This window comes from Bradyrhizobium prioriisuperbiae (assembly GCF_032397745.1).
Taxonomy (GTDB): domain Bacteria; phylum Pseudomonadota; class Alphaproteobacteria; order Rhizobiales; family Xanthobacteraceae; genus Bradyrhizobium_A; species Bradyrhizobium_A prioriisuperbiae.
On the sequence record NZ_CP135921.1, the window covers coordinates 1,891,265 to 1,902,995 of the forward strand.

At 64.2% G+C, this 11,731-nt stretch carries 9 protein-coding genes and 1 pseudogene; 5 read left to right on the forward strand and 5 right to left on the reverse strand.

What is annotated here, in order from left to right; all coding sequences use genetic code 11:
• Positions 1-11: 11 nt before the first annotated feature.
• Positions 12-2,046: pseudogene (locus RS897_RS08910) on the reverse strand (YgiQ family radical SAM protein).
• 139 nt (positions 2,047-2,185) lie between these two features.
• Here RS897_RS08910 and RS897_RS08915 point away from each other — a divergent pair.
• Both RS897_RS08915 and RS897_RS08920 read left to right on the forward strand, forming a co-directional pair.
• The gene (locus RS897_RS08915) at positions 2,186-2,842 is read left to right on the forward strand and encodes an HAD hydrolase-like protein (RefSeq protein WP_315836203.1); all 657 of its coding nucleotides are present in this window, start codon (positions 2,186-2,188) and stop codon (positions 2,840-2,842) included.
• A gap of 329 nt (positions 2,843-3,171) precedes the next feature.
• Positions 3,172-4,215: a hypothetical protein gene (locus RS897_RS08920; protein WP_315836204.1), complete on the forward strand. Its 1,044-nt coding sequence runs from the start codon at positions 3,172-3,174 to the stop codon at positions 4,213-4,215.
• A 101-nt stretch (positions 4,216-4,316) separates the two neighbouring features.
• Here the strand turns inward: RS897_RS08920 and RS897_RS08925 are convergent, their stop codons facing one another.
• Complete coding sequence (locus RS897_RS08925) at positions 4,317-5,381, reverse strand: ketopantoate reductase family protein (RefSeq protein ID WP_315836205.1); 1,065 nt, start codon at positions 5,379-5,381, stop codon at positions 4,317-4,319.
• Positions 5,382-5,535: 154 nt separating this feature from the next.
• On the opposite strand from RS897_RS08925, the gene RS897_RS08930 reads away from it, so the two are divergent.
• Together RS897_RS08930 and RS897_RS08935 are read left to right on the forward strand one after the other, a co-directional pair.
• Complete coding sequence (locus tag RS897_RS08930; protein ID WP_315836206.1) at positions 5,536-5,928, forward strand: TfoX/Sxy family protein; 393 nt, start codon at positions 5,536-5,538, stop codon at positions 5,926-5,928.
• Positions 5,929-6,066: 138 nt separating this feature from the next.
• Positions 6,067-6,837: a C13 family peptidase gene (locus RS897_RS08935; RefSeq protein WP_315836207.1), complete on the forward strand. Its 771-nt coding sequence runs from the start codon at positions 6,067-6,069 to the stop codon at positions 6,835-6,837.
• Positions 6,838-6,857: 20 nt separating this feature from the next.
• On the opposite strand, the gene RS897_RS08940 is transcribed toward RS897_RS08935, so the two are convergent.
• The 3 genes from RS897_RS08940 to RS897_RS08950 are packed head-to-tail and all read right to left on the reverse strand — an operon-like array spanning position 6,858 to position 10,856.
• Positions 6,858-8,258, reverse strand: a complete 1,401-nt coding sequence (locus RS897_RS08940) for an NCS2 family permease (RefSeq protein WP_315836208.1) — start codon at positions 8,256-8,258, stop codon at positions 6,858-6,860.
• 22 nt (positions 8,259-8,280) lie between these two features.
• Positions 8,281-10,170, reverse strand: a complete 1,890-nt coding sequence (locus tag RS897_RS08945; protein WP_315836209.1) for an adenine deaminase — start codon at positions 10,168-10,170, stop codon at positions 8,281-8,283.
• A gap of 17 nt (positions 10,171-10,187) precedes the next feature.
• Positions 10,188-10,856: a TetR/AcrR family transcriptional regulator gene (locus RS897_RS08950; protein ID WP_315836210.1), complete on the reverse strand. Its 669-nt coding sequence runs from the start codon at positions 10,854-10,856 to the stop codon at positions 10,188-10,190.
• Between the two features lie 421 nt (positions 10,857-11,277).
• Here RS897_RS08950 and RS897_RS08955 point away from each other — a divergent pair, with 421 nt between their 5' ends.
• The gene (locus RS897_RS08955; protein WP_315836211.1) at positions 11,278-11,721 is read left to right on the forward strand and encodes a DUF4118 domain-containing protein; all 444 of its coding nucleotides are present in this window, start codon (positions 11,278-11,280) and stop codon (positions 11,719-11,721) included.
• Positions 11,722-11,731 lie beyond the last annotated feature (10 nt).

An 11,731-nucleotide genomic window follows, 5' to 3' on the forward strand; every position in this document is an offset into this window, starting at 1 on the left:
TGCGCGCCGCCTCATTTCCTGATCGGCACGCCTTTGGTGGTGAAGCGCTGGGCCTTGCCGCCGCGATGCAGCGGACGTCGGGTACCGGCGGCCTTGCCGGTGCCGGGCGGCTGGTGGTTCGGCACCAGCTGGTCGGGGCGCGGGCCGATCAGGTCGGCGCGGCCCATGTCGCGCAGCGCTTCGCGCAACACCGGCCAGTTGTCGGGGTCGTGATAACGCAGGAACGCCTTGTGCAGCCGGCGTTGCCGCAGCCCCTTGATCGCCTCGACCTTGTCGCTGGCGCCGCGGCGCACGCCGCGCAGTGGATTGACTTCGGTGTGGTACATGGCGGTGGCGGTCGCCATCGGCGACGGCAGGAAGGTCTGCACCTGGTCGGCGCGATAACGGTTCTTCTTCAGCCACAGCGCGAGGTGCATCATGTCCTCGTCGGTGGTGCCCGGATGCGCCGCGATGAAATACGGGATCAGGTAATATTTCTTGCCGGCCTGTTCGGCCGCCGCCTCGAACATCTCCTTGAAGCGTTCGTAAGCACCGATCCCCGGCTTCATCATCTTGTCGAGCGGGCCGCGCTCGGTGTGTTCGGGCGCGATCTTCAGATAACCGCCGACGTGATGGGTGACGAGCTCCTTGACGTATTCCGGACTCTTCACCGCGAGGTCGTAACGCACGCCGGAGGCGACCATCACCTTCTTGACGCCCTTGGTCTCGCGCACCTTGCGATAGAGCCGGATCAGATCGTCGTGCGAGGTGTTCAGGTTCGGGCAGATGTCGGGGAAGACGCAGGACGGCAGCCGGCACGCCTTCTCGATCTTCGGATCCTTGCAGGCCATCCGGTACATGTTGGCGGTGGGACCGCCGATGTCGGAGATCACGCCGGTGAAGCCCGGCGTCTTGTCGCGGATCAGCTCGATCTCGCGCAGGATCGAGCCCTCCGAGCGGTTCTGGATGATGCGCCCCTCATGCTCGGTGATGGAGCAGAAGGTGCAGCCGCCGAAACAGCCGCGCATGATCGTCACCGAGAACTTGATCATGTCCCAGGCCGGAATCTTGACGTCGCCGTAGGAGGGATGCGGCGCGCGGGCGTAGGGCAGATCGTACACCGCGTCCATCTCGTCCGATGTCAGCGGGATCGGCGGCGGGTTCAGCCACAGGTCGCGGTCGCCGTGGCGCTGCACCAGCGGCCGCGCATTGCCGGGGTTGCTCTCCCGGTGCAGCAAGCACGCGCGAGGCGCGGGCATAGGCTTCCTTGTCCTGCTCGACCTGCTCGCAGGCCGGCAGCCGGATCACGGTGGCCCCGGGCTGGCGGGATGCCCCCTCGTCGGCGGAGTCGAGATCGTCGGCGTGGAGTTCCGCGTAGTCCTCGGGCACCCGGCGGAATAGCACGACGCCACGGACGGACTCCAGATCACGCGGCGTCTCGCCGGCGGCAAGCCGGTTCGCGACTTCCACGACAGCCCGCTCGGCATTGCCATACAGCAGCAGATCCGCCTTGGCGTCGGCCAGGATCGAACGGCGCACCTTGTCGGACCAGTAATCGTAATGCGCGATACGGCGCAGTGACGCCTCGATGCCGCCGAGCACGATCGGCACATCCTTGAACGCCTCGCGGCAGCGCTGGGCGTAGACGATGGTGCAGCGATCCGGACGCGCACCGCCCTCGCCGCCCGGCGTGTAGGCATCGTCGTGGCGCAGCCGGCGGTCCGCGGTGTAGCGGTTGACCATCGAATCCATGTTGCCGCCGGTGACGCCGAAAAACACCCGCGGCTTGCCCAGCGCCTTGAACGGCTCGGCCGATTGCCAGTCGGGCTGCGCGATGATGCCGACCCGGAAGCCCTGGGCCTCCAGCAGCCGGCCGATGATCGCCATGCCGAAGCTCGGATGATCGACATAGGCATCGCCCGTCACCAGCACGATGTCGCAGGCGTCCCAGCCCAGCGCCGTCATCTCGGCGCGGCTCATCGGCAGGAACGGCGCCGCCTTGCCGGCGCGCGCGCGATCAAGCGCCCCGGACATCAGCGGCTTCACGGCGGTGGATGCGGTAGCCATTGCAGTGTTCATGGGGCCCACGCATAAGGCCCCGGCGTCGCGAATTCAACTGGCCGTCACCGGTCGAGGCGAAATATTGCCGACATCTCAATGACATAAATGTTCATGATTTTATTCCGAATGGTTCACCTCGGGCCCCATGCCGTACTCTCTCGTCATTTTTGATCTCGACGGCACGCTCGCCGACAGCTTTCCCTGGTTCCTCACCGTGGTGAACGGGGTGGCGCGGGACTACGAGTTTCGCCCAATCCGGGACGAAGACATCGAACCGCTGCGCCGGGCGCGTTCGCGCGATATCCTGCGCCACCTCGAGGTGCCCCGGTGGAAATTGCCAGCGATCGCGCGCCACTTGCGCGCGCTCAAGCGCGAGCAGATCGACACAATCTCCCTGTTCCCCGGCGTGCCGGCGATGCTTCGCACGCTGCGTGATGCCCGACTGACGCTGGCACTCGTCAGTTCGGACAGCGAGGACAATGCGCGGCGCCAGCTTGGCGCGCATGCCGCATGCTTCTCATCCTTCGCCTGCGGCGCGTCGCTGTTCGGCAAGGCGGCGAAGTTCAAAACCATCATGCGCCGCACCGGTGTCGCCACCGCCCAGGCGATCGCGATCGGCGATGAAGTGCGTGACATCGAGGCGGCCCGTGCCGCCGGCATCAGCTGCGGTGCGGTGACCTGGGGTTATGCGGCATCGGAAACGCTGGTCGCGATGAAACCGGACCTGCTGTTCGAGAAGGTGGACGATATCGCGGCGCAGCTAACGTCGCGGATCACAACAGGTCCAGCAGTCGGGGGTTGATTGCTCATCTGCACGCTTTGCGCGCGCTGAGAGGCCGTTGTGATCTGGATCACAATTCCTGAACATTCTTGTCTGGTAGCCAAGTCGCGTCGCTCCGATGGATTTTATCCTGGCACGGAGACGAAGGCCGGCTTGTCGCGGAGCCGGTCAAGCCTGGGACACTGACGTCGTATCAGCGCGAAGACACGACATGCCGATCAGTCACAACTCGCACGCTTTCACGAGTCTGACGCTCTTCAGGGCGGGACGGCGCACGCCCCGGCCTTGGCCATCATCCGCGTTTTGAGTTTTCAAATCGCACAAACAACCTCATTTCACTGGAGACGCAAATGTCCAATCAGATCGATTTTCCCACCAAACCCTTTTACATCATGTCCAAGATCGGACGCTCGAACTGGGTGCTCACGATCACCCCGCAAGGCGCCGTGGTGCTGCAGGCGCTCACCTCAACCGCGGATCAGATCTGGACCGCAACGCCGGATCCCCGCGGCGGCGCTTTCCTTCGCCATGTCAGCACCGGCCTGGTGCTCGCCTGCGGCGTCATCAAGATCTTCGGCATGCAGTATCCCGGCGGGCCGTTGAAGGCGGTGAACATCAGCTCCGCCGATGCCACGCAGCTCTGGCGCGCCGAGGACCTGGGCGACAACTGGGCCGGAATCAACACGTTCCTGAACTGGGAAGCCAAGATCAATGTCTACGGCTCCAATGTGCATGGAACGATCGGCGTGTTTCACTGGGATGGCGGCGCCGACAACGAGGAGTGGCGGCTGGTCACCGAGCTCGGCGAGGTCACCGTCGATTCCGTCGACTATGACATGACCAAGGCGGTCGCTGACCTCGGGATGCCGCCATCGCATTGTGCGGTGACCACCGTCGACAACACCCTGGGCGGCAAGGACATCACCAGCACCTATTCGCTGGCGCGCACGGTCACCACCCAGCGCTCGATCACGAACTCCCAGTCCGACACCATCGGGCACAAATACACCCAGACCTTCAGCATCAAGGGCGGCATCGAGAAGGTGGTCGAAGTCTCGGCATCGGCTTCGTTCGAGGAATCCGACAGCAAGACGATCTCACTGACCGACCAGAAGATCAACACGGACACCGTGACCGACACGATCACGACCCAAGTCAGCGTCCCCGCAGGCAAGAAGTACGCGTACCATGTGGTGGTGTATTACGGTAAGGTCAGCGTGCCTTATACCGCCCACATGACATTCCAGTCGTCGACGCCCGGGGCGAAGCCCGTGAAGCTTACGACGCAAGGCATCTTCACCGGCGTCAACAAGACCAACAATGAAATTGTTGTCCGCGACATCACCTCCGCGCAGCCAGACAAACAGAAGCTTGTCGAGAGCGTGCCGGCGTAAGCCGTCTGCGTCACTGATGCACCAGCAAAAAGCGAGAGCCGCCGGACCAATATCCGGCGGCTCTGAATATAGCGGCGTTCGACGCGTGTCGGGTGTGAGTGCTACTGCGCGCCGGATCCGCCGGACACGATCTTCTCGCTCAGCTTCTGATCGACCACCTGCACGGTGCGGTCGATCTCCGCATTGGGCATGTCGAGCTGATGCGAGATCAGTTTCACCAGCAGGTCGACGCGCTCGATGAAGGGCGCGCCGGCGGCCACCGCGCGGGCCGCGGACGAGGGCTTGAGCAGGCTTTCCGCCGCCTTGGCGTATTTCGCGAACGGCACCTGATCCTGCGCGTCCGCGCCCAGCTTCCGGGCGACGGCATCGACATGGTCATAGATCGACTGCGACAGATCGAGATCGCCATGCACCGCATCGCGGATCGGCCGCGGCTCCTGCGGCGTGATGCAGCGATAGTTGCCGGTCAGCAGCATCGACCATTTCGCGAGCGGCACGAACAGCGAATCGAACACCTTGAGTTTGACCGGAACGTCCTGGCCATCCAGCGTCACCGCGTCGATGTCGGCTTCGAGCTCGCGCAGCAACCGGGTGTGTTTTTCATCGGCAAAGGCCGACGCCTTGAAGTTGGTGGGCAGGCCGACATGCAGCACGTTGGCTTCTTCGTCCGGCGGACGGAAGGCCTGCGGATCTGGCGAACACAGCGTCACCAGCCCCGGCGTGAAGCGCTCCCAGACCTGCGCATTGGTGTAGGCCTCTTCGAGGTCCATCCCTTCGAGCGCCGGAATCCGCTTCAGATAAGGCAAGGGCGGCATGTTCATGATCGACAGGCACGGCAGTTTCGCCACCGCGATCTTGACCATCAGAACGCGGATGGTGTGGTTGGTGTATTGCGGCTCCTGCATCGCGAGGCCAACCAGATCGTAGCGCGACACGTCGACCTGGTCCGGCGACGTCGCGTCCAGCTTTCCCGGCAGGTCGCGCGAGAAGATGGAGCGGTGCGTCGGTTCGTCGCGCAGCTTGATGCGGACTTCGGTGCCTTCACGGTTGATCAGTTCGGCCGTCTTCTTGCGGCACACCAGGGTCACGTTGTGACCGGCCATCAGCAGCTTCGTTCCCAGCAGCGAGCCGTAGGAGGCTCCCAGAATCAGAATATTACGCGCCATGCTTCCTCTTCCAGCGATTGTGTGCAATTTTTCTGCAACTTACCGCCGATCGATGGGCATTACAATCGCATAGCGATTCTCAGGTTTCGTTCTCTGGGCTCGCAAGATTCTTATGCCGAGCCCATTTCAGGACGGGCGCGCCAAAGAGGTGAGCATGGTCGCCAGCGACAGCTTTGCCGAGTTCCTGCACGAGCAGCTCGCGCCGCTCGGTCATGTCACGATGCGGCGGATGTTCGGCAAGACCGGCGTGTTCTGCGATAGCGTCATGCTTGCCATGGTGAGAGATAACACGCTCTACTTTCGTGTCGACGACGACAACAAGGCGGCCTTCAAGGAAGCCGAAGCTTTTCCGCCGCTCGACTACGCGAAGAAAGCCGGCACCATCGACCTTGCCTTCTGGCGTGCGCCGGAGCGGCTGTTCGACGAACCCGACGAACTCATCAGCTGGGCGCGACTGGCGCTGGCGGCGGCACAGCGGGTCGCGGCCAAGCGAGAACGCGTAGCACCGCGAATGTCAAAGCCTCGACGACGAGGGCAAGCGCGCTGAAGCCGTCCCACGGCCAGACTCCATGCGAGCCCGATCTGGTGCGACCACGGCGCGATTACTTGCCCAGCCCCATGATCCGCCGCAATTCCATTGTGCTGCCATGCTATCTATGGTGGCGACCTTGAAACGAGGTTTGTCATGACGTCTGAATCTTCGAGCGGCAAGTTTTATCAATCCTGGGCCGGCCGGCGCGGCGTGCTGCTGATCGCACTCGCCTTGGCCATCGCCTCGCTGGTTTCGCCGGCGCTTGCCGTCGAGGCTGTGCGCAAGGTGAGTGTGGTCTCCTTCGGACTGTTCGGCGATCAGGGCGTGTTCCGGCGCGAGGCCACCGGCGCGGCTGAGATCGTCGCCGGCCGTTTCGGCAACGGCCCGGTCAGCGTGAAATACAATTCGAAGACCGGTGGAGCTGCGACAATCGAGACCCTGGCCACGTCATTGCAAGCGGCGGCCAACGGAATGGACGCCAACAACGACGTCCTGTTCGTGATCCTCACCTCGCACGGCTCCCCCGATGGCCTTGCGGTCAAGGCGGGACGACTCTCGCAAACACTGACGCCGTCTCGTCTCGCCGGCATGCTGGCGCGCACAGGTGTGCGACACAAGGTGGTGGTGATCTCGGCCTGCTATTCCGGCGCCTTTATCCCGCGTCTGGCGAACCCTGATGTGCTGGTCATCACCGCGGCCGATGCGGAGCATCCTTCGTTCGGTTGCGAAGACAGGGCCAAGTGGACCTATTTCGGCGACGCCTTTTTCAACATCGCACTGCGGCGCGCCGGAAACCTGAACGACGCCTTCGCTGTTGCGCGCGCGCTGGTTCGCAAACGAGAGCAGCGCGAACGCTTCACACCGTCGAATCCCCTGATGGCCGGCGGAGCCAACGTGCAGCCGCTGCTGGTTGCGCGCCCTTGAGCGGCGGCGCGGCGCCCACCTCACATCACCTGCGCCGTGACCACCCCGTAGAGCACGAACACCGCGCCGAGGCCCCAGACCATCGCGGGAATTTGCGCGCGGCGGCCGAGGGTAACCTCGAGCGCCAGATAACTCAGCGTGCCTAGCGCCATGCCGTTGATGAGGTTGTTGGTCAGCACCGTCACCAGCAGCGTCAGCACGATGGGAACGGCGTTGGAGAGCTCCATCATGTCGATGCGGGCGAGGCCCTGCATCATCAGCACGCCGACCAGCACCAGCGCCGGCGCGGTAGCCTGCGGCGGGATGATGACGAAGACCGGCCAAAAAAACAGCGCCAGACAAAAGAAGCCGGCCACCGTCAGCGAGGTCAGGCCGGTGCGTCCGCCGGCCTGCACGCCGGTGATGGATTCGATATAGGCGGTGACCACCGACGTGCCGAGCACCGGCCCGACGATGGTGGCGGTGGCGTCGGTGGCGAAAGCCGCGGTGGCGTTCGGGATCGATCCATCGCCGCGGCGCAGATTGGCGGCGCCGGTGACGCCGATCAGGGTGCCCAGCGTCGAGAAGAATTCGGCGCACAGGAAATAGAACAGCAACGGCAGCCCCGTCACGAAATGGGTGAAGAGATAACCGGCATCGAGGGCGGCGAAGGTGCTCGTCGGCCAGCGTGGCCACGACAGGATGGCGGACGGCATCGACGTCACCATCTTGCCGTTGCCGGCGGGTACAAAGAAGCCGATCACGGTGAGCAGCGCGATCGACAGGATGAGAGCGCCGGGCACGCGGCGCGCGATCAGCACCGGGGTCAGCAGCAGGCCGGCCAGCGTCAAGAGCACCGGCGGGCTGCGCAGCGATCCCATGGCGATATAGGTGGAAGGGTTCTGCACGATGAAGCCCGCGCCGCGCAGCGCGATGAACACGATCAGGGTGCCGACCGCGGCCTGGATGCCGATCTTCAGGGTTTCCGGAACATCGTTGGCGACGCGCTCGCGCAGCCGGGAGAGGCTGAGGATCAGGAACAGCACCCCGGTGAACGCGACCATCGCCAACGCTCCCTGCCAGGGCACGCCCATCTGCTTCACCAGCACATAGGTGAAGATGACATTGGAGCCCATGGCGGGCGCCACCGCGAGCGGCAGATTGGCGGTGAGCCCCATCATCACCGAGCCGAAGATCGCCGCAAGCGCCGTGGCGCTGACGAGATCGGCGCGGTCCATCCCGGCACCGGACATGATCGCCGGGTTGACCGCGATGATATAGGCCATTGCCGCGAAGGTGGTAGCCCCGGCCACCACCTCGCGACTGATGCTGGTGCCGCGCTCGGTGAGGTGGAAGAAGCTGTCGACCGTGCCTGTCTTTGGCGCGGTCGGATCGGAGGCGAGACCATTGCTTTGAACTGGTGGTGGCGTCATCTCGTTCATGCTGTCCCTCCGATCGGTGCCGTCACCAGACCACCGGATGCGCCTGGCCGGTCTGCACATTGATGAAGCCGAGCGGCGCCTGCTCGCAGGGCGCAACCAGCACCCAGCTCCATGGCGCACACGTCAGCGTCGCGAACATCAGGCGTTCCGGAAATCCCGGGAACCAGCGCGGCCGATAGGTCGGCTCATACATCCAGTCCACCTTGCGCCCCTCCGCATAGAGCGCCTGCATATCGGCATCGAGCGCTTCCGCCGGGCGGCAGCTCATCAGGCCGCCGACCTCGAAACGGACGGTCGAGACAAGCTCGCCCTCGCGCACCAGCGCCCAGCCGCCTTGCAGTTCGACCAATGCATTGACGGCCTTGGCCATCGCCGCGTCGGAGGAGCCGACCACCCAGATGTTGTGCTTGTCATGCGCCACCGAACAGGCGACCGCGGTGTCCGGCGTGCGCGGGCCGCAGCCACGCCAGAACATTTTCGAGACACGGCCTTCGCCGGAGAAACGATCGACAATGGCGAATTTGGTGATGGCCTGGCTCTCGTCCCGCTGCACCGCGCCGTCACGCACCGGCAGCTCCAGGGTGTAGAAGTCGGGATTCCAGTGGAACGGGCGGATCACCGCGGCCTTCATGGTGGCGCGGCCGGGCTCGGCGGCGAGCACGAAGTCCTGCGGCTTGATTTCGCGATTGATATTGACCGTCCTGGTCGCCCATTCCGGCCATCGGATCTCCGGCACCAGGCCGGTGTAACGGGGGCCCTCCGATACCTGTGCGCCGTCGGCCCACACTTCGGCGATGGTGAGCTTTTTGACATCCGACAGCAGCACCACATCGCCGAAACGTCCCGGCGACAGACTGCCGACATACGGCGTGAGGCGCATGTGGCGTGCCGGATTGATGGTGAGGCATTGGATTGCGATCTCAGGCGAAAGACCCGCTTCGATCGCCACACGCGCATTGTGATCGCTGGCGCCGGTTTCCAGCGTATGAGTGGCGCTGCGATCGTCGGTGGTGAACGCGATCTGCGACCAGTCCTGCAGGCCCTTCGCCAGCAGCCAGGCGACAATCTCCGCCATGGCGTAGACGCGCAGTTCGACGAACAGGCCGCGGGTCAGCTTGTCCCAGGTTTCCTCCGGCGTCTGCACTTCATGGTCGGAGGCGAGGCCGGCCGCGGCAAAGGCGTTGATGGAGGGCAGATCGCGCAGGCCCGAGGCATGGCCTTCGACCACGCCGCGCGCCGCGAACGTGGCCTCGATCATGGCCCAAATCCGCTGGTAGGAGGGATTGTCCGGATTCCACACCGCGGGCCAGTCCATCACCTCATCAAGGCCGGTGACCATCAGGCTCTGGCTCATGAAGCGCGCCTGCTCCTCGCCGCCATACCAGCCGCCGCCCCACTCATAGGCGGTGGGCGGCACCGCCGATCCCGGCTGCGGAAAGATTTTCAGCGGCGATCCCTGCTTGCGCGCCTCGAACCAGAAATCGAGATTGCGCGCACCGTTGACGTTGGAGAACTCGTGGCTGGCTTCGCAGGTCCAGGTGTTGCCGCGCGGCAGCACCAGCGCCGCTTCCCATTCCGGTGTCAGATGCGAGCTCTCGATGTGCTTGTGCACTTCGCCGAAACCGGGGACGGCGGCGAGATCCGGCCGGTGCACGCGTTCACGGACTTCGCCGGGATAGCTGCCCGCCGGCCCGACCCAGGCGATGCGGCGTCCCTTGAACACGATCTCCTGGTCCTCGCTCCAGCTGCGGCTGTGCACATCGAGCAGGCGCCCGACCCGCAGGGCCCGGTCGGCCGGACGGTGGCCCAGCGCGGTGAGCACCAGATCCTGGCGGATGCGAATCTCGTCGGGCGCGCTGATCAGCAGATCGTCCGGGATCCCGCTCCGGGATGATTTGGTTGCGGACGTCATGGTGTTTCTCCCCACTGTTATTTCGGCGCTTTCGTGCGCGCCGTTTTCGCCTTCGGCGATCGTCCGCCGCTGCCACCAGCCAGCCGCGCCGCGGCCGCGTCGCGCCGATGCACATCTTTCAACAGTGTCGTCAGCGCCCATTCCATCGCGTCCGCAATCTCCGTGCTCGACATGCCGAAATCCTCGCGCAACGCGCTCCAGGCCAGCACGTTGTTGAGATAGGCCGCCAGCGCCTCGGCCTGGCGGGCCTCCTTCGGTTTCAGGTGCCGGGTCAGCGGCGCCATCGCCACGTGATGGTGCTCGATCAGGCGCTGCCGGAAGCCGGCCCGCACGGTGCGGCCGACCCGGGTCAGTGCAATGGCGCGGGCGAGATGCGGATGGCGGTCGAAGCTTTTGCACAGCTTGCGGAAAATGCCGGGCAATTGCTCCGGCGAAGTGAACGGAACGTAGCCGAAGACATTGTGCTCGATCCACTCGCCGGCCGCCGCGAGCAGCTCCGCACGGGTCTTGAAATGCCGGTAGATGGTGCGCTCGGCGACGTTGGCCCGCTTGGCGATCGCCGCCATGGAGACGTCGTCGGCCGCCTCGTCCTCCAGAGTTTCGACAAAGGCGGCCACGATGCGCTGGCGCGTCAGCGCAGCGTATTCGTCCCGCAGGTCGGACTTCTGTCGCTTGGCTGTACTCATGTCATAAGTCTGACATTGGTCGGCGAGGGGCGGCAAGACCAGATTTCAGGCAGCGGCGCCGCGAGAGTGGGCGTGCCGGCGCATGACTCGGCGCATGACATGGGGCTCGGCAACACTTGGCGTCTGCAGCAGTGTCCAGGTGCAGGGACGCAGACGTCGTGGTTGACAGGCCACGGCCCGGATGTCCCGCGCGGCCCTGGCGTCTCCTCACTGACCCGTGAATTGTATAATTATATCGACCGCATATGCGTAGGGAACCTGAAGTTCCTATCTGGAGTTTCCACACGGTGGAGACGTCTCGGCATCGCTCAGCACCCTGGGACTTGGCCTTTGGGACTCGGCCTTTGGGACTCGGCCTCCGGGACAGTGTGGTCAAGCATGCGTCTTTTTCTAAAGGAACATCGCCATGAGCGATCAGAGAATGACGTCGCAGCGCGAGATCAGGCCACTCACCGGCACTGATCCCATTCCGGCGCTGGACCTGTTCAAGGCGCCGCTGGTCTTGCGATACCTTGCGGCATTCCTGATGACCGCCCTGGCGACGGTGGTGGCTGTCGCCGTCGACAGCAATGTGACGATCCCGAACCTCTCGCTGGTGTTCGTGATTCCCGTCATCATTGCCGCTGTTACGTTCGGCTTCGGCTCTTCCTTCTTTTCGGCGATCCTCGGCGCTCTCGCCTACAATTTCTTCCTCACCGAGCCGCGCTACACACTTGGCCAAAGCCGGAGCAATGGAACACATACACGGTCGGAACAGGCACAGAGAGAAGAGCGAAGGCGATCGTTTGTCTGCGGCTCGCATCACAAAGTTCGACAGCGTCACCAAATTACTAAACCGCTGGTCATTCAGACAACTCCTTCTTAAGTGAAAATCC

Coding starts and splice junctions, on each gene's coding strand:
- RS897_RS08925 (WP_315836205.1), bottom strand. CDS start 5,381: ATGGCGCGTAATATTCTGATTCTGGGAGCCTCCTACGGCTCGCTGCTG.
- RS897_RS08935 (WP_315836207.1), top strand. CDS start 6,067: ATGACGTCTGAATCTTCGAGCGGCAAGTTTTATCAATCCTGGGCCGGC.
- RS897_RS08915 (WP_315836203.1), top strand. CDS start 2,186: ATGCCGTACTCTCTCGTCATTTTTGATCTCGACGGCACGCTCGCCGAC.
- RS897_RS08920 (WP_315836204.1), top strand. CDS start 3,172: ATGTCCAATCAGATCGATTTTCCCACCAAACCCTTTTACATCATGTCC.
- RS897_RS08940 (WP_315836208.1), bottom strand. CDS start 8,258: ATGAACGAGATGACGCCACCACCAGTTCAAAGCAATGGTCTCGCCTCC.
- RS897_RS08955 (WP_315836211.1), top strand. CDS start 11,278: ATGACGTCGCAGCGCGAGATCAGGCCACTCACCGGCACTGATCCCATT.
- RS897_RS08930 (WP_315836206.1), top strand. CDS start 5,536: ATGGTCGCCAGCGACAGCTTTGCCGAGTTCCTGCACGAGCAGCTCGCG.
- RS897_RS08945 (WP_315836209.1), bottom strand. CDS start 10,170: ATGACGTCCGCAACCAAATCATCCCGGAGCGGGATCCCGGACGATCTG.
- RS897_RS08950 (WP_315836210.1), bottom strand. CDS start 10,856: ATGAGTACAGCCAAGCGACAGAAGTCCGACCTGCGGGACGAATACGCT.